The sequence below is a fragment of the Nonomuraea rosea genome (genome assembly GCF_039539705.1).
Taxonomy (GTDB): domain Bacteria; phylum Actinomycetota; class Actinomycetes; order Streptosporangiales; family Streptosporangiaceae; genus Nonomuraea; species Nonomuraea rosea.
Genome location: NZ_BAABDQ010000002.1, coordinates 669,035 through 693,366, shown reverse-complemented (window position 1 = coordinate 693,366; position 24,332 = coordinate 669,035). Strand labels below are relative to the sequence as shown.

General features: G+C 64.9%; 16 protein-coding genes. 15 read left to right on the top strand and 1 reads right to left on the bottom strand.

All coding sequences use genetic code 11. From position 1 onward, the window contains the following. Positions 1-2 precede the first annotated feature (2 nt). The 11 genes from ABEA43_RS06960 to ABEA43_RS06915 all read left to right on the top strand — a co-directional run bounded on the left by ABEA43_RS06960 (position 3) and on the right by ABEA43_RS06915 (position 13,382). The gene (locus ABEA43_RS06960) at positions 3-3,308 is read left to right on the top strand and encodes a hypothetical protein (RefSeq protein WP_345559763.1); all 3,306 of its coding nucleotides are present in this window, start codon (positions 3-5) and stop codon (positions 3,306-3,308) included. A gap of 733 nt (positions 3,309-4,041) precedes the next feature. Beyond that, positions 4,042-4,392, top strand: a complete 351-nt coding sequence (locus tag ABEA43_RS06955; RefSeq protein WP_345559762.1) for a hypothetical protein — start codon at positions 4,042-4,044, stop codon at positions 4,390-4,392. Further along, positions 4,382-4,783, top strand: a complete 402-nt coding sequence (locus tag ABEA43_RS06950; RefSeq protein ID WP_345559761.1) for a hypothetical protein — start codon at positions 4,382-4,384, stop codon at positions 4,781-4,783. Before ABEA43_RS06955 ends, ABEA43_RS06950 begins: the two co-directional genes overlap by 11 nt. A 564-nt stretch (positions 4,784-5,347) precedes the next feature. Then, positions 5,348-6,187 (top strand): TOTE conflict system archaeo-eukaryotic primase domain-containing protein, encoded by an 840-nt coding sequence (locus tag ABEA43_RS06945; protein WP_345559760.1) that lies wholly within the window; start codon positions 5,348-5,350, stop codon positions 6,185-6,187. A gap of 103 nt (positions 6,188-6,290) precedes the next feature. Next, entirely contained in the window at positions 6,291-6,875 is a 585-nt protein-coding gene (locus tag ABEA43_RS06940) for a DEAD/DEAH box helicase family protein (RefSeq protein ID WP_345559759.1), read from the top strand. Positions 6,876-6,917: 42 nt separating this feature from the next. Continuing rightward, positions 6,918-7,790 (top strand): DEAD/DEAH box helicase, encoded by an 873-nt coding sequence (locus ABEA43_RS06935; protein WP_345559758.1) that lies wholly within the window; start codon positions 6,918-6,920, stop codon positions 7,788-7,790. Beyond that, on the top strand, positions 7,723-8,022 hold the full coding sequence (locus ABEA43_RS68115; RefSeq protein WP_425570188.1) for an Lsr2 family DNA-binding protein: 300 nt from the start codon (positions 7,723-7,725) through the stop codon (positions 8,020-8,022). Before ABEA43_RS06935 ends, ABEA43_RS68115 begins: the two co-directional genes overlap by 68 nt. 96 nt (positions 8,023-8,118) lie before the next feature. Beyond that, on the top strand, positions 8,119-8,364 hold the full coding sequence (locus ABEA43_RS06930; RefSeq protein WP_345559757.1) for a hypothetical protein: 246 nt from the start codon (positions 8,119-8,121) through the stop codon (positions 8,362-8,364). Next, entirely contained in the window at positions 8,361-8,750 is a 390-nt protein-coding gene (locus ABEA43_RS06925; RefSeq protein WP_345559756.1) for a type II toxin-antitoxin system VapC family toxin, read from the top strand. Before ABEA43_RS06930 ends, ABEA43_RS06925 begins: the two co-directional genes overlap by 4 nt. Before the next feature lie 382 nt (positions 8,751-9,132). Next, positions 9,133-9,969, top strand: a complete 837-nt coding sequence (locus tag ABEA43_RS06920) for a transposase family protein (protein ID WP_425570195.1) — start codon at positions 9,133-9,135, stop codon at positions 9,967-9,969. 758 nt (positions 9,970-10,727) lie between these two features. Next, positions 10,728-13,382, top strand: a complete 2,655-nt coding sequence (locus ABEA43_RS06915; protein WP_345559754.1) for a tetratricopeptide repeat protein — start codon at positions 10,728-10,730, stop codon at positions 13,380-13,382. A 178-nt stretch (positions 13,383-13,560) separates the two neighbouring features. On the opposite strand, the gene ABEA43_RS06910 is transcribed toward ABEA43_RS06915, so the two are convergent. Beyond that, positions 13,561-14,874 (bottom strand): serine/threonine-protein kinase, encoded by a 1,314-nt coding sequence (locus ABEA43_RS06910; RefSeq protein WP_345559753.1) that lies wholly within the window; start codon positions 14,872-14,874, stop codon positions 13,561-13,563. A gap of 113 nt (positions 14,875-14,987) precedes the next feature. On the opposite strand from ABEA43_RS06910, the gene ABEA43_RS06905 reads away from it, so the two are divergent. Genes ABEA43_RS06905 through ABEA43_RS06890 form a run of 4 tightly spaced genes read left to right on the top strand, consistent with a single transcriptional unit; the run spans position 14,988 to position 24,099 of the window. Beyond that, on the top strand, positions 14,988-16,718 hold the full coding sequence (locus ABEA43_RS06905; protein WP_345559752.1) for a PD-(D/E)XK nuclease family protein: 1,731 nt from the start codon (positions 14,988-14,990) through the stop codon (positions 16,716-16,718). Further along, positions 16,715-17,641 (top strand): pPIWI_RE_Y domain-containing protein, encoded by a 927-nt coding sequence (locus ABEA43_RS06900; protein WP_345559751.1) that lies wholly within the window; start codon positions 16,715-16,717, stop codon positions 17,639-17,641. The genes ABEA43_RS06905 and ABEA43_RS06900 overlap by 4 nt, the downstream gene beginning before the upstream one ends. 9 nt (positions 17,642-17,650) lie before the next feature. Further along, positions 17,651-21,376, top strand: a complete 3,726-nt coding sequence (locus ABEA43_RS06895) for a pPIWI_RE_Z domain-containing protein (RefSeq protein ID WP_345559750.1) — start codon at positions 17,651-17,653, stop codon at positions 21,374-21,376. Continuing rightward, a complete protein-coding gene (locus ABEA43_RS06890; protein WP_345559749.1) occupies positions 21,373-24,099 on the top strand; it encodes a pPIWI_RE module domain-containing protein in 2,727 nt (908 codons plus the stop codon). The genes ABEA43_RS06895 and ABEA43_RS06890 overlap by 4 nt, the downstream gene beginning before the upstream one ends. Positions 24,100-24,332 lie beyond the last annotated feature (233 nt).

Here is a 24,332-nt window from a genome sequence, read left to right as displayed (position 1 = left end):
ACATGGACAAGAACCTGCTGGATGTCCCAACCCTGCTCGCGAGCCAGTTCAACCGCGAGGAAGCGCGCCTGGTCGGCCATCAGCTGATCGACGGCCGGCAACGGTATCTCGAGATCGTCCGGCACTGTGTCGCCACCGGTAACGTCCGCGCTCTCGCGGCGCTCTCCACCGATCAATGCAACGGCCACAAGATCCTGCAGGAGATCGCGACGCCGCTGACCAGGTTCCGCGAACTGATCGAGGAGCCGTTCAAGCCCGGGGAAGTCGCACCGATCCCCGCCGCCCGAGCTCTGGCGGCGCTCGGGCTGGCGATGGTCTCCCCGCCGGGGCACGCTATGGTCCAGCACCGGATATTCCGCCGCTGGATACGGCATTGCGGACTGGAGGTGCCCAGCGAGCCGATCCGTAAGGTGCCAGCCGTCATCACCACGCCGCATATGTCAGCGATCCAGCATCTCGCAGACGCAGGGGAACTCGACCTGTTATCTCTCGTCTGGATGGCGGCTCTCGACGGGAGGACGGATCTCGACCTGATGCAGGCGGTGCGGCGCGGCCCCAGCGTCAAGGTGCTGTTCGATCGCGGGTCACAGGGTCAGCTCGCCGTGCTCAGCCTGTCCTTGATGCCCAAGTTACCCGCAGGGTTGGTGCCCGATCCGGCGAAGATGACGCTCACCTCCGCAGACGCCACGTTTCAAGCCTCGCTGGCCGTGGCGTGGAAGACCGCCGGAGGTTCCTCCAGCGGTGCCGTTCTGTGGTCGTTGGAGGACAAGGCCGGACCGGTCATGAGGGTGGTCAACGAGTCGTTGAGTCTCGGGCTCACCGTCTTGCTCGATGAGCGGCGCAGGCTGTGCAGACCCGTACTAGGCCCGATGACCGTGCGCAGGCTGCGCCCGCGCACCGTGATCACAGGCCGGATAGATCCCGCAGAGCCAGACAAGGCATCCTCGGTGTCGGGGTACGCCGCGAAGCTAAGCGTCGTCCACGAGAACATGCGAGTCGTGCTGCCCCAGGACGACCACGATAAGGCAGTCAAGGCGAACCACAAGTACGGCGACAACGCAGATCTCATTCCGGTCGAAACCTGGAAACAGGCCGCCAAGAAGGCGCGGGCTATCGACCGCAAGCGGCTGCTAACCATCACGGTGATTGTGCTGGTCATTCTTACCGCCGGCGGTCTCGGCCTGTACGGCAACTCCGTGTCCCGGAACACCGCGATCGCCGAGGCGGCGACGGCCGACGCTGCGGCACGCACCCTCCTGCAGCGCTCGACGGACAGCCAGTGGGAACGGCTGCACCTCGACGTGCGCGCCTACCGGACCAGAGATGGGCTCGAAGCCCGGACGAGGATACGCGCGTGGGCCCGTCAGCTGCGGTTCGCGCAGATCATGCTGCCGAACGGCGGGGCTGTGGTCAACAGCGACGGTTCCGCCGCGGTCATGCCGGACCCCGGCGACACCGGACGCATGCTTGTCTGGGACTTCATGGCCAACGCACGCGCGCCATTCGCCATCGCGGTAGAGGGCGCGGGCTCTGCGACGGCGGCCTGGCTCGGCCGGGATGTGGTGGCTGTCTCTCGCCCGTCGGGCAAGACGGCGCTGTGGAATGTGTGGACCCGGCGGCTCCTACGCCAGCTCGACGCTGGAGGAGACAAGCTTGTGAGCGATCCGACGGGCCGCTGGCTGGGCTACGGGGCAGCGGATGCGGCCGAGTTCCACGTCGTCGACCTCACCATCGGCAAGGTCCGGGCCATCGCCCTGCCCGGCAAAGCCGTGGTCAGCGGAATGCTCACCACTGGTGAGCTGGTCGTTGCTCAGCAGGGTAGGGCGATGGCACTGTCGAGCGCCGGTTCGCGTCCGCTGGACAGCCGGGCCAGCCGGGCACAGGTGATCGACGTGGGCCGCGGGCAGGCCGTCGTCGAGAGCTGTGAGAAGGGCAGGTACGAGCTCTTCGGCTTGGAGAGCGCGACCGTGCTCGCCACCCACGAACTGCCCGACAGGGTCTGTTCCCCCACGGTGATCACCCCGGACAACCGGCACACCGTCACCATGAAGAAGGTCGCCATGCCGAGAGGACGGGACGAACCGGAATCGTACGTTGTGCTGGCGGCCGGTTCAGCACGAGAGCGTCGCGTCGAAGTCCCGGTCGGGGCGCAGCTGATTCGCGCCGCCGTCGAGGGATCCACGTACCGGCTGATCCTGGAAACCGATATGCTCCTGGTCCTGCGCGTGCCGCCGCCGGACGCGATGGAGAACGCCCTCATCCAGGCGCAGGACGCGATCGTGAGCCCCGACGGGCGCCACCTCGTGCTCCGGCATGCCGACGACCGCCTGGAGAGCTGGGAGCTCGCCAGCCGCAAATTGCTGGGAACCGCACCGACGGGCTCGGGAGAGTTCAGCCAAGCAGGAGTCGCGGGCAGTCTGGTGCTCTCCCCGAACGGCCGCCTGCTGGTCACGGTCTTCCACAACAGACCGGCGAAACTATGGCGACTGCCGGATCTGCGTCCTTTGGGCCAGCTTCCACTCCCCGCCGCAACCAAGGCCTTCCTGCAAGCCCGCGACCCGGAGGAGTTCAGCGCGACTGTGGGCTTCGTGACAGATCAGCTAGTGCGGGTGAGTTACGGCGACGGAATCAGCACCTGGAATGTCACCGCGATGGCGAAACTCACCGAGGCCCGGATCTCCATCCCCGACGCGGACACACCCCTATACTGGCAGATTGTTCTGCCCGAACTCGGCCAGGTCGTCGGCGTCCGCGGGGACAAGGTCCAGCGCAACCGGCTCTCGGACGGCGCGCTCGTCCCGGGCTCCGCGTTCACCATGGGCGACACACCGAGCCGTGACTTCCAGGGCTTTTCCCCAGTGATCGATCCCGGCGGTTCTCTCCTCGCGACGTATCACAAAGACGCGATCGAAATCTGGGACCTCTTCGAGCACAAGCGGGTTGGTCGGCTGCAGCCGGACGACTACACCGTGGTTGTGGACATCCGATTCGGGGAGACCGCTGGCGATGTCGAGTTCGAGGTCAAGGACTACCGCAGCAAGAACTCGGCCGGCATCCTCACGCAGCGCTGGCACAGTGATCCCGGCCTCCTCGACCGGTTGGTACTCGGGAGAACGGGCGTCGAACAGGCCGCGGACAGGACCGTCCCCGGCGTCTTCGCTTGGCCGCGCGCTGATGGCGCGCTCGAACCGGCGACGTCCCGGGCGTGGCTCGAGCGGATCTGCCAGACCCTGCCTGACGTGGAGTACGGGGACGAGCTGGGATTACCCGACGCTTCGTGGCATGGTCCTGTATGTGCCAGGAGATGACCGCAGGAAACCGTCCACGCAATGAATCCTGTGGGGCGGCTTACGGCGCGATGGACGGTGACCCACCAGCGCCACTCAACGTGCCCCATCGGAGCGAACCGACCGGAACCGGCAGTGCGCCTGCCAAAAATGCCATCCGTGGAGGTCAAGCGGCATGTGAGTACTCGTGAAGGATGCCGCCGAGCCGGTCTCTTCGGCGTATGTTCAGGTGGATGATTTGCTCGGGATCCGTGATCGGATCGGGGACGGAGCGTCTGCGGACTGCGACTATCCAGCACGTCAGCTCGTAAGCTTAACGTAAATTGGGAACGGTCAAGAGGTGCCATCCGCCCCACGGTTGCTCGTTGGATGCTCGTCGGCACCTGATACGGCATAGCACAGGGTGGCATTCTTGGACATTTTTGGTAACTGCTTTTACGGACAGAGTGATACATTGAGATACGCTACAGTGCGGGTAAGCATAATATCTGTCGACTTTTAATCCGTAGGTTCCGGGTTCGAGCCCCGGGCGCCCTACCACTCATAAGTGCAGGTCGAAAGCGCTTTCTTCAAGACGGCGACACGACCCGGCGGGACCGTCTCGAAGATCATGTTCCCCCGATGTTCCCGCATCTCACCACGCGATGGTGAAAAGTCCGTTTGTTGATGCGAGTCGTGGCCGCCTGTGCCAGCCGTTTCCTTCACCATGCGTCCTTGGACCGTCAGGGGGGTTGGGGCGCGGATCATCGAACGCATGGCCAAGAACGGCGCGAGATCGTGGCTGGTGAAGTGGCGTATAGGTGGGGGAAGAAGCGGAAAGGAAGACTTCGAGACCTGCTATGAGCGGCAGATCGCCGACGACTTCGCAATCTTGGTCGAGCTCAGCGGCGAGAATCGTCCGCACGACTATGCCACCCGGCTGGGCGCCGCGCCCACTCAGCGCTTCGTTTACCTGGCCGAGGCCGAACGGCATATCTTCCCCTACTTCGGCCGCCTGCCCCCTGGATCGGGTCACCCGTCGAGTGTTGCGCGAATGGGCGGAATGGATGCTCGCCAAACCATCCGCACGCAACGAACACCAGCCCACCCCTCCCATGTCGGATGAGCAGGCGGCACGACGATGGGCACGAACCAACGACATCGCGGTCAAGAAGACCGGACGTGTGCCGCCCGGCGTGCTGCGGCAGTGGCGGGACGCAGGCTCTCCCCGGCCCGCACCACCGACCCCCGGGACGCTCTCCCCAGCCACAGCGGCGAAGATTTATCGAGGCGCGATCAAGCCGGTCTTCAAGGCGGCCATGCAGCAGAGTGAGAACGGCGAACCACCATTTCTCAGCTCATCTCCTTGCGACGGTCTTCGCCTGCCGACTGGCCCGGTGACTGCCCGGGCCATCCTGTACGGCCCCGAGGTCGGCACCTACCTCCAAGCAGTCCACGACATCGACCCTGATACCGCGTTGTTCATCGTTACCGAGATGGCCACCGGCCTGCGCTAGGGCGAGATTGCCGGGCTTCACGTATCCGGCCTGGATCCGGTCGGCTGCGTGATCCATGTAACTCAGACATACGCCTATTTGCTGGACGAGACGACCGGCCGCCGTCGATGGCAACTCAGGCTGTTGGCGCACCCTGCAACCGGCAAGAATCCTGGTCAGCCTCTCTTTCAGGGACACGCAGGCGGCTATATCGATTACGCCAACCAACGCAACAACGTGCTGCAGCCCGCCCTCGAACGCGCTCACCAACGCGGCTTGACCAAGCACATCACCCCGGCACGCACTCCGACACACCATGATCACCATGCTCCGCGACGGCGGCGTCGCACCAGGAGTAATGCAACTCATCGCCGGACACGAGTCCTACCAGACAACCGCCGGATACTCCGGTCAGCACACCCCCGCCCAACGAACGCTCATCCTCAACTCCGTTCACCGCGTCATCAAGGCAGCAGGATTCCTGTTCAGCAATCCAGAACACAATCCCCGAAGCCTCACCGTAGCGTCGTCTGTGGTTCATGAGAGCACCCATGAAGTAGTTACGTTCAGTGTCTGCTTGGCTGCATGGCGGAAATCGCGCAGGATAGATCCGTGGACTTGTGGGCCGAATGGAACGACCCTGTCGAGCTACGAATGCGGTTGGACGCGGCCTTGGTCGAGATCGCAGAGCTGCGTGAGGATAACGACCGGCTCAAGCAACTTCTCCGGCAGCGAGCCTCGGCTGTGGGCAAGCGCGACCTCGTCGATCCTGATCTGATCGCCGCTGTCCCCGTCAACCTACCGCAGGACGGCTTGCCGTACGCGGACGCGTCGTCGCCTCCGTCCGAGAAACTCGCCTTGTTCAAGGCATTGTTCGTCGGCCGCCGCGATGTGTACGCGACCCGCTTCTTCAGCCGCAAGTCTGGCAGGCACGGGTGGAGCCCAGCGGAGAAGGAGTTCTGGCGTAAACGGGACGACGCCGAGCGGGAGTTCCTGCCGCTGACAGATGAGGTTCTCATCGCGCACCTGAGCCGGCCCGCCGACGAACGCGACTCCCATGTCGGGCTGTATCCGATGTTGCCCGACGACACTTGCCAGTTGCTGGCATGCGATTTCGACGGCGCGGGCTGGCAGGGCGACGCCGCCGCCTACGCGGATGCATGCACGCGGGCGGGCATCCATACGGCGGCGGAGATTTCCCGGTCCGGCGCCGGCGCCCACGTGTGGATGTTCTTCACCGAGCCCGTCCTGGCCGCTTCGGCACGTGCCATCGGCATGGGACTGTTGCGGGAGGCGATCGACCGGCGAGGGACGATGTCGCTGACCAGCTATGACCGGCTGTTCCCCGCGCAGGACTCGCTGCCGGTCAAGGCGGCGGCTCGGTTCCGGTTCGGGAATCTGATCGCTGCCGTTGCACGGTGGTAGCCGGGAGCAGGGCACAACGCTGACCTGCGACCCCCACACCTGGCAGCCGTATGAGGACCAGTTCGCGTTCTTGTCCAGTGTGCGCCGGCTACGCCCGGTCGAGGTGGATGCGCTGGTGAAGCGGTTCGGCCAGATCGACGCCGGGCCGTCGACGTCGGGCAGGCTGCCGAGCAAGCCTCGTAAGGGCGCGTTGGGTGTCGCTCCCCAACAGGTGCACGCGCGGCTTGGTGCCATGCTGGCGATCTCGACCGATGGCCTGCCCGCGCCGCTGATTGCCGCTTTCAAACACCTGGCCGCCTTTCACAACCCGGAGTTCTACCGGCGGCAGTCGATGCGGTACTCGACCTTCGCCACCCCGCAATTCGTACGCTGCTTCGACGACAACGACCCCGACTGGCTACGACTGCCGCGAGGGCTGGCGGAAGAAGCCGAACACCTCGTTACGGCAGCGGGCGGCGCGATCGAGATCACCACCACGGTGCCGGACCATGACCCAATCGCGGTGCGTTTCACCGGTGAGCTGACGAACGTACAGGACGAGGCGGTCACCGCGATGGCTAAGCACCTCACGGGAGTTCTCGTCGCGCCACCTGGCGCGGGCAAGACCGTGATGGCCTGCGTGCTGATTTCCAGGCAGCAGGTCCCGACGGCGATCATCGTCAATCGCGCCGAACTGCTCGACCAGTAGAAGGAACGGCTGACGACGTTTCTCGACCTTGGCGGAGCACAGGTGGGCGCCAAGGGCCAGGGCAGAGACAAGCGGCACGGAGCCGTCGATGTGATCATGCTGCAGACCGTGGCCCACCGTAATGCCGATCCGTCGCTGCTGAACGAGTACGGCATGGTCATCGTCGACGAATGCCATGCGGTGGGCGCTCCGGCCGCCGAGGCGGCCATCCGTCAAGTGGCCGTGAAGCGCTGGATTGGGCTATCGGCGACGCCGTACCGGGCAGACCAGATGGACGCGCTCATCACGATGCAGTGCGGACCGATCCGGCACGAGATCACCGCTGAGGTGTCGTTCGCCCAGCGCCTCATCGTCCACCCGACCGACTTCAACACCGACGAAATCGGAAACGACGGCGCCTCCTTCCAAGCGATCTACGGCGAGCTGGCCGCGAACGCGACTCGGACCGCCCAGATCGCCGCCGACGTCGCGGACGCGGCGAGCCGGGGCAGGAACAGCCTGATCTTGACCAATCGGATGGAACACCTTCAATGCCTGGCCGCCGCCCTGGCAGGCCGGGGCGTGGCCGCCACGCTCCTGCACGGGCAGCTCAGCGCAGCCGAACGCGACCACGCTCGCACCCGCCTGACCCATACCGAAGCAGGCCCGCTGGTGCTCCTGGCCATCGACAAGGTCGCAGGCGAGGGATTCGACCCTGCCCCGGCTGGACGCTCTGTTCCTCGCGATGCCGATCTCGTTCAAAGGGAAGGTGATCCAGCACGTCGGCCGGATCATGCGAGAAGCCGCCACCAAGCACGACGTCGAGGTCCACGACTATCTGGACGCACAAGTCCCACAGTTGGAACGCATGTATGGCAAGCGGCGTCGCACCCTCACCCGCCTCGGCTTCACCGCCACAACATCCAACTCGGATAAGGGCCCACCGACCACCGACGCTCTCCCGCGTCCTTCCCCGCCAAAGACGCCAGCAAAGATCGCACGGCCAAGCGATCAGCAGCCGACCGCATCGCAGGTGCGCGCGTGGGCACGTGAACAAGGACTCCCAGTCGCCGACCGCGGCAGACTCCGCCCCGAGATCTGGAAAGCCTGGTATGCCGCCACCGGCACCATCCCCGAGGAAACCCCTGACTCGAAGAGAACCTTGTGACGCGGACGGATGCTGCCCATCGGCGAGAGTAAAGCTCGGCCAGCAGTTACGCTGAAGGGGTAACACAGGCACCGCGACGGAGGGAGTCGAGCGACGGTGAGCGTGGACCTCGAACACGAGCCCATTCATGACCTCGCCCGCCGGGTCATCCGGTTGGCCGAGGAAACCCAGCACGCCGCTCAAGTGCTCGAACGTCGTCTGGATGCGCTGGAACGCCGCTCCGAAGCCGTCGGCCGAGCCGAACGTATCCTGAGCATCGCCGCCGACATGCGGACCCACCTCGGTCGGGACCGACTGTCCGTTGAGGATCTATACGACCCGGACACCGGCCTTCCCGCATGATCATCGATTCCAGTGCCATTATTGCCGTCATCAACGGTGAGCCAGAGGCCACTCAGTTCGCCCAAGCCATCGCCACAGCCGTGTGTCGCATCTCAGCCGTCAACTACGTAGAAGCGGCCATCGTGGCAGACAACCGCGGTGAGGCCATGCGCAACGCCTTCGACACGCTCGTTGATGAGATGGGCCTCATCATCGAGCCGGTAACGCCTCATCAGGCCAGGATTGCGCGCCGGGTGTACCAGACCTACGGCAAGGGCAACAATTCCAAAGCCAAGCTCAACATGGGCGACTGCTTCGCCTATGCTCTCGCCAAAGACCTCGACCAGCCCCTGCTTTTCAAAGGCGAGGACTTCCCACACACTGACATCACCCCCGCACAGCCCTGACGGTCGTCCGGCATTGCAAGAATCGATCTTGAATGACGGAACTCCGTTGCGCCGCCAAATCAAAAGCCACAGGTGATTCGTCCACGCCCCCTTGTGCGAGCACCCGCCAAGCGCTGCCATGTGCAGCGCCTGCTTGACTGCATGGGAATCACACAGGTGCGTGGACCAAAGAGCCGCATGGGGCGACTCGGTTGAACTACGGGTGCAGTTGAACGCCACTGAGGTGATCTCAGAGAAATAATTCGGACGATCAGGGATTTCTTGCCGCGGGCGGTGGCGTTTCGGGCCTTTCGGGAGAAGTCGCCGAAGGCCGGAGACGAGCGTGGAGCCTCCGGTAGATGAGTTCTCACCACAAGAAACCCCGTCGGCCGGAAGGCTCCACGTGATTGCTCATCGTGCCATGCTCGACGTCTCCCGCGCGCTGGTTCAGTACGTTGCCAGGTTGCTCCAGGACGAACGCCGTCGGCTCGGCACTCCCAAGGGCAGCCGCGCGCTGACCCCGTTCTGGCAAGCGGTGCTGATTCTGCGCTGGTTCCGGGGCGCGTACGACATCCCCCGCCTCGGCCGCGATCATCGCATCTCCCGGGCCACCGCCTACCGCTACATCGCCGAAGGAATCGACGTCCTGGCAGCTCAAGCGCCAGATCTACACGAGGCCCTGGACCGCGCCCAGGCCGACGGGCCGGCCCATGTGATCCTGGATGGCACCCTGATCTCCGTCGATCGCTGCGCCGAGCAAGCCATCAGCGTCAAGGGTGAGCCCATCGATGCCTGGTACTCCGGCAAAGCTCACCAGCACGCCGGCAACCTCCAAGCACTGTCGGCGCCCAGCGGGGTTCCCCTGTGGATCGCCGACGTCGAACCAGGCTCCGTCCACGACCTGACCGCCGCCCGCGCCCACGTGCTCGGCGCGCTGTACGCCGCTGCCGCAGGCGGCCTGCCCACCCTCGCCGACGGCGGTTACGACGGCGCGGGCATCGGCGTCCACACGCCGATCAAACAACCTGCTAGAAATCAGACCCTCAGCCCGGACAACCGCACCTACAACCAACTCCTGCGCGGCCTGCGCTGTCTCGGCGAACGCGGGTTCGCCCTACTCAAAGGCCGCTGGAGGATTCTTCGGCACATCACCGCCAGTCCCAGCACAATCGGCGACATCGCCCGGGCGGCTCTTGTCCTGACGCATTTCGAGCACAACTGGCTACCCGGAATTCGTTGAGATCACTTCACTGAATGCCGCGTTGGTCGAGATCGCAGAGCTGTGCGGAGAAAGGGCGAGCTACTTCTGCCGCTAACCACGTCCTCGGGCGAGCGCAGTACCGTGGGGTCATGTCGGGACTTCTCCATGCCCGTCGATCGGCCGCAGGATGGCTTGCCGTATGCCGACTTGTCATCGTCTCCATCTGACGAGAATATGGCGTTGTTCAAAGCATTGTTCGTCAGCCACTGCGATATGTACGCGACCCGCTTCTTTGACGCGAGTCCCGGCAGTCACGGATGGAGGCCGGCGGAGAAGGATCTCTGGGTGTTACCCCCTACCGTCGGTGTTGATCAAGGCTCAGCCAGGACGCGAGCTCGTCCTCCCATGTCTTGACAACAGGTTTCATCAGCGGTGTCCTCGGGCTTCGGCTACTCACGCGGCGACGCCTGCCGTTCCCCCCAGCCGACGGCACAGGCATGGGACTGGCCATCGTCGCGACGGTCACCGGGCGCACGGGGGGCGCGTCGAGGTGACAAGTCCCCGGCGACATCGTCTTCGCGGTGAGACTTCCTGCCGCCCCCAGGGGAACATCCCTGCCCAATGAAGGCGACGATCCGGCTGGGACCGAGTGTGAGATGCTCCCGTCAGCGGATCTGCGAGACGGTGGGGAGGCCATGAACGAGACCCATCACCAGGCCGGAGCCAGATCATCAGCTGGTGGGGCGAGAGCTGCGCGTGGTCTCACCTTCCAGGCTCAGGTTTTCGCTTGGTGGGCCGTGCGCGCCATCGTGGAGATGCCGCTGACCGACCTCGGGCTCGGCGCCGCCGTCCAGATTGAAGCGGTGGGGTGTGAGACCGGGCTTCCCGTCGACGATGTGGGCGTCGCCGTGTCCGGCGGCGGGTTCATACTCGTACAGGCGAAGGCCGGGATGAGACGGCTGGACGCGCAGACCGAAGATCTGGTGAAGGCCATCGACCAGATGGTGCGCGCCTTCGTCGAAGGTATCCACACGAGTTCGGGCGTCCGCCCCGTCGACCTCTCGCGAGATCGGCTCATGATCGCCACGAACCATGATGGGAGCCGCGCCTTCGACCAACTGGGCATCGTGCTCCAGCGCCTCCATGGACACCCGGCCGACCTCCCTCTCCGGGCAGCGGCGCCGACGGTGCCCCAGCGAAGGGCGCTCGAAACCTTCGTCGAGGTCATCGAAACTCGTTGGACGGCCGTCGTCGGACGCAAGCCCTCCGATTCCGACTTGCGAGCGTTCCTCCGGTGTGCCGAGGTCATCCGGCTGGATCTCAAGGAGCCCGACGGGACCGACCTCTTCCGTAGCGAGCAGGCCCTGCGCGGCGCTCTGGGTGACTCGCTCATCGACGAGCCCTTCAGCAAACTCGCCGGGCGCGGCAGCAAAGCAGCGGCCGCGCAGCGATGGTGGCGGCGGGAGGAGTTGGTTCAGGCCGTGCTTCGCGAGGAAGGGTCGATGCAGCGCTCGGCTGGCCCGCGACACAACCGACTTCCTGCCCTCCCTCAGCCCTACGTGCGCCGAGGCGACCACGATCCCCTCGACCCCGGACCGACGGCGGAGTGTCTCTGCATCGCTGTCACCGGTGGCCCCGGCTTGGGAAAGACCACTCTCGCCATCGACATGGCCAACGAGGCTGCCCAGGACTTCCCCGACGGGCAGTTGTTCGTCGACTTCCGAGGCTTCGGTCCGACCGCTCCCATGTCGTCCGCCGAGGCGGTCGAGGTGCTCCTGGAACAGATGGGCGAGGCCGATGCGGCCGCAGGCAAGGATCCGGAAGGCCGCCGACTGCACTATCTGGACGCGGTCGAGGCGAGGCGGTTCGTCATCGTCATGGACAACGTCCGGGACAGCGAGAGCGTCCTCCACCTGCTCCCGCGCCACGGGCCCTCCGCCATCATCGTCACCAGCCGCACCAGGTTGGGGACCCTCCTGCGGAGAACCGACGTTACGCACCTTCACCTGGCTCCACTACCAACCCACGAATCCAGGGACCTGCTGATCCGGCACATAGGCGCCGACCGAGCAGCCGCCGAGCCCGCCGCTATCGACACCATTCTGGCCGCCTGCAGCGGCAATCCTCTTGCCCTGGCAATCGCCGGATCCCACCTCCGGCACCTGCCTGAGCTGTCATTGGACCAAATCATGTCCGTTTTGACCGACGCCGACAGCCGACTGGACTTCCTCGACCTGCACGAGCCGAACTCTGCGCTCCGCACCGTCTTTTCCTGGACGTATCACGCGCTTCCTGCCGAGCTACAGGACTTCTTCGTCCTGGTCGGCTCGGCCCCGGGCCCTGACATCGACAGCACAGGAGCCGCCGTGCTCGCCAACCTAGAGGACACCCGAACAGGGTTGGCCATGCTACGCCGGTTACGCCATTTCCACCTGCTCCAAGAGAACGCGCACAGCGGCTTCCAGATGCACGAGCTCCTCCGTGACTACGCCCTCTCCCTCTGTCGCGGGGATCGGCGCCTCCAGGACGTCCACGACCGTGCCTGCGAAAGGCTCATCAAGCGCTACGCCGATCTGGCCGCCGCCACGGGCCCCGGTACCCGTCTCGCTAGCGAGGACTCGCCGCGCTTCCTCGCCGTCGTGCGGTACGCCGAGGAACACGGCCTGGAGAGCAAAGCCATGACTATCGTGGACTCTCTCATCGAGAACATGTGGTATCAGGGGCGATGGAACGACTGTGCGACGATGTTGCGCTCGATCACGGACGACCCATCGAAGCTTGAGGATTCGGAGATCCGGTCCTACTTCCTCCGCCAGCTGGCCATCACCCTGCGCCGGCTGGGAGCACACGCCGAGAGCGTCGAGTACGGTCAGCAAGCCTTGACCACGCTGGGGCCGGGACGATCGGCACGCGCGGAAGCCGACTGCCACTATGTCCTGGCTGTCAGTCTCGCCTACGCGGAGAATCACGAGGCGGCCCTGGAGCAGTACCACCTCGCCGCCGACGGATTCCGAACAACTGGGGCCGAAAGCGGGCTCGCGGACGCCCTGAACGGCATCGGCTGGAGCCTGGCCATGCGGGGAGAACACCAGGAGGCCCTGATGTACTGCACGCGAGCCGCCGACCTACACGGCGAGCTGAACGTCCCGAACAGCCGGGCGGCCGATCTTGACAGCGTCGCTTGCATCTACCAGTTGCTCGGCGATCACCAGGCCGCGCTCGGCTACTTCGAGCAATGCCTTCGCCTGTACAGAGAGATCGGCTACCGCGCTAACGAGATCCGTACGCTGGACAGCATGGGCGACAGCGCGCTGGCGTCAGGCGACCCGAACAGCGCCGTCGAGCACTGGCTCCTCTCCATCGCCATTCTTGAGGACATCGGTCACAGAGACACCGACCAGGTCCGCGAGATACGCGCTAAGCAGGCGGCGGCGGCACTATCCCAGAGATAGCCGTCGCCGGATAAGCGGAAGCGATATACTGGCGGGGTAGCTTAGCTGGCCGAATACTCCGCGGCTTCCCGCGGAAACTCTCAGAACCGGGAGACGCTATGACGAAGAAAAAGCGGCCAACGAATCCGAAGCGGCCGAAGCGATAGTACGAAGACGGGCGGGCAGACTTCCTCGCCCGTCATTCTTTCTCCGACTCGTATCTCCTTAGCAGCTCGCGCACTTCCACTGCCCGCCTGTCCCGTCTGCCCAGTTTGGCGTCTAAGATCCGGAGCATGTCCTTGAGCTCGTCGACCGCCTCGCCCTCGCGCCCCACTGCATGGAGCCACTCCGCGTAGAGTCGCCAGGCCCGCTCAGCCCCTTTCCCCACATCGCCCTGCTCCCGCTTCGCCTCCTCCATCACATGCTTGATAAGACGGAGTGCCGCGTCACGGTCGCCCGAGTCCCAGAGCTCGCGTGCACGTCCCAGCTGCGTGTCTCCCGCCGACATGGCGACCCCCGCCACGGCGACCATCGCTGGCCGGATACTGTCGTCCGGTCGCGCGAGGGGAGCGAACGGCGTTCTGAACGGCAGCGTGACGTCGAACTCCACGTGATGACCGATACCTGGAGAACCGGTCAGGGGGACATGCCTCCTCATCAGAGCCGATACTTCGCGGGCGCCGACGAGGCGCTCCGCCGGATCCTTGACCAGCAACCGATCGACCACCTCACCCAGGTCTCGCGGAACCGCCGACCTCCGTTCACACAAGGGCTGCGGGTCCTTATACAGATGCGCGGCGTCGAGGTCCGTAGCTGTGGCCGCGCGGAACACAGGTCCCCCCAGCAGCTCGTATACGACGATTCCCAGCGCGTAGAGATCGGCCGCCGCGCCTCCCGGGCTGGCTCCCTTCAGAACCTCCGGCGCTACGTATCCACTCGTTCCCGGGCTGGAGTATCTGCTCCTGGTGATCCTCGACTTCTCGGAGTCGACGATGAACGCCACGCCGAAGTCAATGATTTTGATCATTCCCGAGTGCCCGACCATGAGGTTCGCCGGCTTGAGATCCCGGTGCACGATGTTCGCGTCATGCGCCACTGCGAGCGCCGAACACAACTGCACGGCCAGACACGCCGCCTCCTCCGGTTCAAGGAAGCCACCCCGCTCCTCCTGGAGGTCCTCGACGGTCTTGCCCTCGATGTACTGCATCACGAGGTAGGGCATCTCCCCTCCCGATGAGCTGCGCAAGACGCCCCGGTGGTGAACGGCCGGGATCGCCGGGTGATCGAGAGCAGCCGTCGCCAGGCCCTCCCGTTCGAATCGTCGGCGCAGGTCGTAGTAGTCCTCCGTCGACATCGCATCAGTCTCGCCGATGGCGGACCTCTCGATCATGAACTTGATCGCGACCTTCCGCTCAAAGTCCTCATCCCACGCGAGCCAGACGTCGCCCATCCCTCCGCGCCCCAGCCTGCGTTTGAGCTCGAAGCGGTCGTGGATTGTGTCCCCGACGTCCACCACACCTCCTGTGCGGCTGCCCCAAGCAGCCAGAATAGCCTTTTTGGCCGGGTGAATTGATCGGCTCTAATGTACAGCGAAAGCTATGCTAATCTGACGCCCCCGGAGGTCAAATGAGCCCGTCGAACCACGAGTACGACAATGCCGTCATCCGTGTCTACAGCAGCTCGGCCACAACTTCTCAGAAGAGTTGTCCGACTTACCTGGCGGCCAAAACTGACTACTCGGTGAAACGGCCGGCAAGAAAAAAATTTTCACGTTTCGCCAGCGTGGCTTTCTCGCCCTTCAATGCCGTTCTCGAACTCGTCGAAAACCACCAGATACCGCTGGACGAAGCCTTCTCGCGCCTTCCCCTCCGCGGCGACGCGGCGCGTGACATCGCTGGCGAGCTGATCCCCCCGCTACACGAGGGGCTGCTGGCGTGGACACATGACGCGGTGCGCAACTACCTTCGCGCGCTCAAGGAGGACCATCACCTCCAGACCGCGGCCGGCCTCCGGCCGGCCGGGCCCTGGGTGCGGCAGTATCCATCCAGCGACGCCGTCGTCGTCAACTCCCGTACTCGGGAGCTCTGCGCGTGGGGACGCGGCTACGTCTACCGCCACGGAGACGACACCGTCCGCGAGCTCCGCATCCCGGCCATGGGCAAGGCGGGCGCCAAGCGACGCACCGACGCGGAGCTGGCCACCGCCGCCCATGTGCTGGCCACCGGATCGTGCGTCGACCGGGATGTCGTGGACAGGAAACCCGGCCCATACCGTGGTGGCAAGCCGTTTCCACTCCTTCCCCTTACTGCTTCGTCCCCTGCCGCCGTGCTCCCGAGCCGGGTCCGCCTCGTGGAGATCGGATGCATAGACGGGCTACCGCGGGTGCTCTACGACGATACGGCCGAAGCCGCCGAAGCCTTCTTCGTCTCGGAGGCCGCCGACACCCTGAGCGCACTCCGCCGTCCGGTCACGGAGATCGCGGGACGGGACTGCCTTGATTGCAAAATCCGTTTGGAGTGCCGTCGGCTGCACAGCGCTCCTGGGTTCTTGGACATCCGTGACTCGTCCCGCCCAAGACGGACCTGGTCGGTGACGTCCGGGAGATACTTCAGTGACTGTCCCGCCAAGGCGCATTTCCGCGCGCTGAGTCTCCCACCCGATGAGGAGTCCGAGAAGACTGCGTTCGTACGCCGGGGCCATGCCGTCCACGCGTGGCTGAAGCTGCTACATGGCAGGAATCCCAGAAGGCCATGCGCTCCAGGCGACCTCCCAGAGAACCCTGACTTCTGGTCAGCGGGCGAGTGGACGTTGGAAGGCGAGTACGCGCGGAATGGAGCGGCGATGCTCGCGGCCCACCTGGAGGTCTGCCCCTTTCTGGATACGGCACCCGACAGTGCTGCGTACCCCGAGCAAACGGTAGCCGCCGACGACCGGCACGCGGATGTTCTCATCGTGGCGGACGCAGATCTCCTCTACCGGCGCAACGGTTCGTGGGTGTACCGCGAGCTGAAAACCACGGCAGGCAATTTCGTGGCCGATGGTGCCGACCTATTGACCTGGTACCCGCAGCTCGCGCTGGCTGTACTCCTGTTCAAGGCCGGGGCTATTCCCGCGGGCCCGGACTCCGCCGTCGAGCTGGAACTACTCACACCTCTTGGACCCGACATCCGGGTGATCGACCCGAACTCGACGTCGGTTCAGGAACGGGCCAAGAATATAATTCACGGCCTCACCCGGAGCTGGCATTCGGATGAGGAATATCTCCCGACGCCCAGCGAGAAGGTCTGCAGCCGTTGCTCTTACCAGCGATGGTGTCCAGTCTCGCCGAGGAACACACCGGACCGGAGCGCTCCATGACTGACGTTCCATTCCCCTCGTCCGCGCCCACCGCCTTCGACCATGCCATAGGCGAGGCCTACAACGAGGCCGAGTCCCGGCGCATCATCGGCATGGTGGCCGCGACGGTGGCGCAGCTGGCGGACTGGCCGAAGGAGAAGGCTTTCAGCGTTCCTTACCCGCCGCTGGCCCAGTACGTGCTGGACCGTATCGCCCTCATCGGCGTGCTGAGGCATCCAGGTGGATATCACCTGACGCCCTACCGCGAACGCCTGAGCTGCCCCCGCACTCTGGCCGATCTCATGGCCCTCTGCTGGAGCAGCCCCATAGACGCATGGCCGTTCCTCAGCCTCCCGGATGACGAAGATTTGACCGGGCTACTCGTCGAGCTCGATCCGATCCGGCCGTCGAAGCTCTGCCTCCGGCTCTCCCTGGAGTTCGCCTACCCGGACGCAAACGACAGAAGCCTAGAACGGCTCGCTCTGCTGGAAGCTCGTTCACTCTACGAAGAGGCCGGCCACCCCTGCGGCTTGCCGGAGTTGCGCGAATGGCTGATCGCCCACCCCGTCCTGTCCAGCCAGGAGATCGCGTTCCTGAAGCTAGAGCGAATAGGCGGCTTCCAGGTGACCGACGAGCTGATCGACATTCTCTACCTCCATGTTCACGAGCGGTACTTCAGCTCCACAGACGAGATAGCCGTCTGTGGCCACTGCGGCCTGGTCCTGGTGCCCATCAGAGACGGCTCCGGAGAGCGCTGGCAGTGCGAGACCACGAAGTGTCGCGGCCGACGCAACGTACTGATCGGCGACGTGCGCCACGTTGCCGAGAACCTGCACCACGCGGCCCGGCCGATCCGCGAGTTCGTCATCGCAGGCCCCCGGCTCCGTGCCTCGGAAGGCTCCAACCGCCAAACCTCAAGCCCACTCAGGGACGTCGAATGCTGAAAGACTCGCATGCGTAACCTTCGCGACCACCTCCGCGAGGCGTTGTCGGCCATACCTGCTGCGGAAGCCGCCGAATACGACGACCTCAGCAAGAGGCTCGACTACACCGTCGAACTCGGGCTCCGTGTCATCGAGCTGGTCAGCCCGCAACTCGCTCCCATCGACGGATGGCCCTTGTTCGGCGGGTATCCCTTCTCCCGCGCCCGAGGTCTTGTCGTGAGCCGCCCGGACGACAGGCTTCGTCAAATCCTGCGCGCGGCCCGATACCACTTGGAGTCCATGCACCGGCGAGAGGTCTGGCGTTCCGCCCTGCTGCGGTACCGGCACCTGCCGGAGCGGCACCGCGCGTACGATTTCGCGGAAAGCCTGGCCTGGTCGGCGGTTCAGAGACAACCCTCGCTCGCGGCGCATCGCCTGGAGCTGTACGACGCCCTTCTGAATTCTGCGCCGCCCTTCACCACAAGCCGGATCACCATCGCGGAACCGGGCCCGCATCTCTTCCATGGGCGCACCATTGGCGCTCAGCACATCGACATCCCTGAAAACCTTCCGCCTCCGGTGAACTCCCGTCTCTCTTTGGAGGCCCAGCACCTCCGAGAGCCCTTCAACCAACCCGTGGAATCGCTGCGGCAGACCGCCAAGAAGATGGCGGACCTGGACCAGCCGAACCAGGGCCAGTCCAAGGCGCTCACCGACTGGGAATCACGGTATCTCGGGATGGAGCTCTCCACGTTGAACGAGGAGAGCGGGCGCTTTGCCAAAGCGGATCGCCTGATCGTCAACGGTCTGCTCAACCTCATCGGGATTCCAGGAGTGGGCAAGAGCACGCTGCGCGACATCCTCGCCACACACGCTGTGGCCGAATTGGGACAGCGCGTCGTCCTCGTCGTCGGCGACGTCGCCGAGGCGCTCCGTGTGGCACAGGGCTTCAACAAGTTGCGTGAGGCCGCCGACCGAAAGATCGAGGAAGGCGACAAGGCGTACGCCGGCTGGGACAGACTGCACGCGATCCCCCTCATTGGAGCATCCACCCGCGACCAGCACACCAGACGGCTGCACCGGCGGCTCCGGCAGGTCTCTCCGCTGCCCCTCCTGCATCAGGATGCCGCGTTCGCCTACCTGAGCACCGCCTGCCCGCTCAGCGCGCTGCGGGGCGCGGAGGCAGACGGGCCTCTGCCGTACCTGGAGGCTCCATGCCAAAGGCTGATCCCGCTGGACCAAACCTCCCAAGAGGGCGAAGTCGCCGCCGATCTTGTGGAGGAAAAGCGGAAGTCCCGACGAGGATGTCCAATCTGGAGTCACTGTCCAAGGCATGATGCCGCACGAGGGCTCCGCGAGGCGACCATCTGGGTCGCCACTCCGGAGGCACTCACGGTCTCGTCGGTGCCCGTTCAGCAGAACCCTGAACGCATCCGCTACCTGGAGCTGGCCTGCAGGACCGCAGATCTACTGATCGTCGATGAAGCCGACCAGGTCCAAATCAGATTGGATCACCTGTTCGCCCCGACCGCGACATTGTACAAGCGGGGCGACGGCTCCTGGCTGGATGAGATCAACCGGCACAACGTCGCCGAGTTGGCACGCGAGGGCCGCATCCAGCTTTCCAACGAGATAGTCCAGCAATGGACCGCCGCGCTAGACACCGTATCGACCGCGGCCAATCGCATCTACGCCATGATCGTGAGTGACGACGAACTTCGTGAGTGGCTGGGATCGGACCTCTTCACCGTCTGGTCGCTCCAGCTCGAGCTTGTGGGCCAGTGGCCCGCGACCCGACTGCCCGACCGGATTCCGTCAGCAGCCGAGTGGGTGAACCCCAAGCACGAGACGAGGCAGGAGGCGAGCGCGAAGCTGCTGGCCTATCTGAGCCAGGACCCTGGCGTCGCTCAGGAGTCCCGCGACAAGCGACGCGAAGCAATCCTGAAGATACTCGACGGATTCCGCGATGACCCCGTTGGGGACAACGACGAGGCCGAACTCTCCGACAATGCGCCAGCCAGGGAGACGCTCCAGCTCGCGGAGCTCGCCCGACGTCTGGTCACCAGCAGGCCTGGCAGCCCGAGAGCGGCCGAGGAGCTCAACACCCTTCTTGCCCAGCTCGCAGGCTTGCGTGACCCTGATGAGCTCTCCGGCAAGGGTCTGAACGCTGAGGTGAGGGAGAACGTCAAGGAGGAACTCCGTCGGGAACGCCGCAGGTTCGAGTTCACGCTGCTCGTGGCGATCCTGCATGACCGGCTGAACCTGCTGACGACGCTCTGGCCCCGAGTGGAGATCGCGCTCAATCTCGATCCCTCCGCCAACGCGCTCTACCACAGCTCCCCGACCGACTACGCTCCAGTGATCCCCGAGTCCCCTATGGGCAACATCCTGGCGTTCCAGTTCGTCCCCGACGCCAGGGACGTCTATGCCAAGACGGGCGAGCTGAGGTTCATCCGGTGTACAGGGGTGGGCCGCGAGCTTCTATCCGTCCTTCCCACCCTGCATGCTGTTGACGGCAGCCATGGACCCAACGTAGTGCTGATGTCCGGAACGAGCTGGGCAGGCGCATCCACCCGCTATCACCTCGCCGAGCCGGTGAAAGCGGTGCTGCATGCCAAGGCACGCGTAGAGGAGCAGAAGAAGCCCTCCATCCCGAAGATCTCCATGTTCACGTCCTTCGTCTATGACGTCGTCGAGAACGCCTCACCACGGGACCCCATGAGACCCCTGCAGCTCTCCGGCACGTCGTCCAATCGAAACGACGTGTTGTGGAAGATGCTTCGCGGCCTTGCCGATCCAGATCCGGCGGACCAAGGCGGGCGTTCCAGGTTCACGCAAGAACTTGGAAACCTGCCGCCCAGCCGTCAGCATCTGCTCGTGCTCACCGGCAGCTACAAAGACGCCAAAGAAGCGGGCCGGGCTCTCCAGAGCTTCAGAGAGTGGAGGGACAGAATCTGCGTCCTCATCTCAGATGACGACGAGGCATCCGACGTCCCGCGCCACGAGCAGGACAGAAGCCGAGACGCTCCCACGCTCCGTCGCGGCGACCTCGCCACCTTCGGCGCGACCAAGTACACCATCCTTGTCGCACCACTCCAGTCGGTCGAACGCGGACACAACATCCTCAATGATCAAGAGAAGGCACTCTTCGGATCGGTCTATTTCCTGGCCCGTCCCCTCCCCACACCTAGCGACGTCAGCGTGCTCATCCACGCGCTCAACGACCTGACCGTCCGCCGTACCCGTCCCGGCGGGACCTTTGACCAAGTCGTCCAGAGCACAATGTCGCTGGACGCCGCCGGTCTGGAATGGCGGAAGCAGGCGCGCAGAGAGCTGCATCGGCTTGCCAACCGGGAGATGATGTGGAAGCGACTGAGCGACGCCGACCGCGAGTACCTCACGTGGGACCTGCTCGTAGTGATGTGGCAGGTGATCGGCCGGTTGACCCGGGGCGGCGTGGGCGCTCGCGTGCATTTCGTGGACGCGGCCTTCGCTCCCCAGAGCGCCGCCGGGCTTCGCAGGGATACCCCGCGCTCCAGTCTGCTGGTCAGCATGCGCGACGTCCTGGCCCCGTACTTCGGGGACGCGCCGGAGTGGCAACACCGTCCCGCTCCTCCGCACCGGCTCCCCGCAACCGAGGCGAACATCTATCTCGCGGACGCCCTTTACCGGCCGCTCTACGACGGCCTGAAAGAGCTTCTGCTGCGGTCTCCCGAGGCCGTCCCCCTCCATGGCGACGAGAGGAGATGGCAATGAAGTACGAATCGATCACTTTGACCGCCTACCAGCCATCAGAGAACTCACTGCTCAAGCCCTTCCAGGTCCTGCATGTCCCGAAAGAGCTACGCGCGGCGTTCGCGAAGGCCCACCGGTCGGGGCTCGGCGACACCCCCTCAGACCAGGTGAAGACCTTTCCTATCGGATCACTCAATGCGCTCCTTCCCCTGGCCGCACCGGATGTGATCTCGGTGGGCCGGCGGGTCTCCATGGAGGACGACGTCCCTTGGCTCTATGCGCATCACCCCGTTGACGACCGGATCGTCCGAGGGCTGCTAGGAGTCTGGCTCCTCGGCATGCGCGGCAGGGAGGAGCTCCGTGAGCACGCCTACGGCCTGCTCACGAGGACCGCCTTGCCATGGCGGACCAAGCTCACCGATCTGGCCGGGCGCGCTTTGAGTGATGGGGAGACCGCCCAGCCCGAGCCACCCTTGTACCACCTGCTTCCAGACTATGTGGCCCGCCTCATCCAGCGGCATGGCGAGTTCAGGGGAGCGAACGGACGTCCCTGGTCGTTTCTCGAGACCCCGACCACCGACCGGCGAGCGGAACTCGTCTCATGGCCCCCGCGTGGCGATCTGTCGGAAACGCCAGGTGCACTGTTCTCCTACGTCATTACCATCACGTTGCAGACCGTGCCGTTCACCTCGCAGTTCCGGCTGCATGTGCGGACAGGCGTCCGACGCTGGGTGACCGAAGTGAACGCCCGGGGCACCGTCTACACCGCAGGCCGGTCGGCTTCCGTGCACGTGATCACCGACACGCAGTGGCCCGGAGTATCGGGAGACAGCACCCGGATCGCGATCCACAAGCTTCGCTACGACTCCAGGAGAGCCGAGCATATGTGGCGGGCCATCGACAGGCCCGACCTACTCCCAGCAGCCAGCCTGGTGCGCTCCGCGGTTGACGCGGCGGATCTGGGAAGGAATCCCAGAAAATACCTGGACGGACTCGCGGGCATCAGGGCAGGAATTCCCCACCATACGACCATGGGAACCCACGGAGTGGGCGCCGGGCTCATGTCCGCGGACAGAGTGCCGCTCATGGCGTGGATCGACGAGGCAATCGCCTCAGAGTTCACCCGTGTCCCCGCTTGCCGTCGCGCTCCTTGGCCCGCCAAGCCGTCCAACGCGCCGAAGAAGCTCCTGGCACCCAGGAAGGTAACCGAGGCCGATCGTGTGCGGATCCTGGAGCACAAGAAGGCGGAGCAGGCGGCCAGGGAGGCCGTCGAACGACGCCGATTGCTCCGGGAGGCACTCGATGGCGCACCGCTGGTCGCCCGCGTCCATTGGCAGGAAGAAGCGACCCGCGACGCCCTGGTCACGTCCCTAAGCAGATTGCTCGACCTGCCTGCTCCCGACAGCGCGGACGAAACCCTCACCTGGCGAACGCCTGAGCTCGACGTGATCCTGCAAGTACGGCCCACCGGAGACATCGGCGCCGCGCTGGAGGTCAGCACCGCCAGGACACCCAGCAGCGAACAGTTGGGCGAGGCCATCGCCAAGCGGCGGAGCGAGATCGCGGACGCCATAAGCGACGAGGCGGAACCCAGGCCGCTGGTCGCGCTGGTAGAGATCGAGAAGGATTTCAAGATCAAGCGTTCCGACTCGAAGTTCGCCGTCCGGCTGGGCTACGCCGACGCCGGAGTGATCACGCAGTTCCTCCAAACCGCCGTAGACAAGGCTCTGATAAAGAACCGTTCCCACCGCGCGAAGATGGCGTGGATCGACACGTTCCGACAGCTCGGAGCCTCACGCATCCCGCTGCACACTTTCGTGGACACATTCCCAGGGGACCTGCAGTACATCGCGGTATGGATGGCGAAACGCAGGAAGGACGGCCCCACTCGCCAGGCCATCCGGCAACTGCTCGCCATCAGAGTGCGTCCGGCGGATGCCGTACGCGGAGTGTCGGGTTGGATCGAGGACGAACGCCGTTGGGCGCCCTATCCCGAGTACCTGCTATGGCTGGCCAAAGGCGTCGACTCCCACGCCTCTGCAGACGAGATCGCGGCGGACGACGAAGCTGCCGAAGACGGTACTCAGCGCTCCTTCTCTCAGTGGGACAAGGAGCAGAAGAACTTGCAGAGGAGAACGGCGGCCTTTCTCCGGCCGCTGCTGGCGCAGCTACGCGATCGGCCGACTCTCTTCATGGTGCATGCGCAGAACCTCCGTGGGGGCTGGCCGTGGCTCAACAACGGCATGGTCATGCGGGACCACATCTGGGTCGACGACGGTGACCCCGTGCCCGTCGCCCTTTGGGGGAACCGGCTGTGTCTCCTGCGGATGAGGGACAGCAGCCGCGACGAAACTCCTCAGTGGTACGCCACGGACGGCAACCATGGGATCCCGGCCGGCCTCTGGCCCCTCACCGAGGCGCACGGCGAACGGGTCTTCTACAGCTCTGCGGATAGACCGGGCACCGCGAAGAAGGCGTCCATCAAGGCACGAAAGGAGGGTGTGCGGACTGACCGGACGGGCAAGGAAGTCCGGGACACCGACAAGAACGCCTTTAACCCCAATCTGCTGGAGATCGCGGTCCTCGCCTGCCAACGCGGAGAAGAGCCCGGCGAGTGGGCTGCCTGCGTCCACCAGTTGCGCCACGCACCAGACATCGACGCGCCCCTGGCCCTTCCCTTCCCTCTTCACCTAGCGAAGAAGGCCGTGGAGTATGTGCTCCCCAACCCCAAGGACAGTGCCTGACCGCAGCTCAGACCGAGGAGATCTGGAGGGACGTTTGCTGTCGGCATCGCGGTGCCGCGAGGCTTCGTGTGACGAGGGGCGAGCCTGGGTCCGTTCCCGAACCTCACGTCCCCGTCTTCGGTCAAGGAACCGCCGCCGCCCTGACGTTGCTCGTTGGATGCTCTTCAGCATGTAGTACGGCGCACCATTGGCCGTCATCCTCGGACGATTTAGATGGTGGCACCAGTAACCAA

Coding starts and splice junctions, on each gene's coding strand:
- ABEA43_RS06890 (WP_345559749.1), top strand. CDS start 21,373: ATGAAGTACGAATCGATCACTTTGACCGCCTACCAGCCATCAGAGAAC.
- ABEA43_RS68115 (WP_425570188.1), top strand. CDS start 7,723: ATGTATGGCAAGCGGCGTCGCACCCTCACCCGCCTCGGCTTCACCGCC.
- ABEA43_RS06925 (WP_345559756.1), top strand. CDS start 8,361: ATGATCATCGATTCCAGTGCCATTATTGCCGTCATCAACGGTGAGCCA.
- ABEA43_RS06900 (WP_345559751.1), top strand. CDS start 16,715: ATGACTGACGTTCCATTCCCCTCGTCCGCGCCCACCGCCTTCGACCAT.
- ABEA43_RS06955 (WP_345559762.1), top strand. CDS start 4,042: ATGGCCAAGAACGGCGCGAGATCGTGGCTGGTGAAGTGGCGTATAGGT.
- ABEA43_RS06960 (WP_345559763.1), top strand. CDS start 3: ATGGACAAGAACCTGCTGGATGTCCCAACCCTGCTCGCGAGCCAGTTC.
- ABEA43_RS06895 (WP_345559750.1), top strand. CDS start 17,651: ATGCGTAACCTTCGCGACCACCTCCGCGAGGCGTTGTCGGCCATACCT.
- ABEA43_RS06905 (WP_345559752.1), top strand. CDS start 14,988: ATGAGCCCGTCGAACCACGAGTACGACAATGCCGTCATCCGTGTCTAC.
- ABEA43_RS06950 (WP_345559761.1), top strand. CDS start 4,382: ATGTCGGATGAGCAGGCGGCACGACGATGGGCACGAACCAACGACATC.
- ABEA43_RS06945 (WP_345559760.1), top strand. CDS start 5,348: ATGGCGGAAATCGCGCAGGATAGATCCGTGGACTTGTGGGCCGAATGG.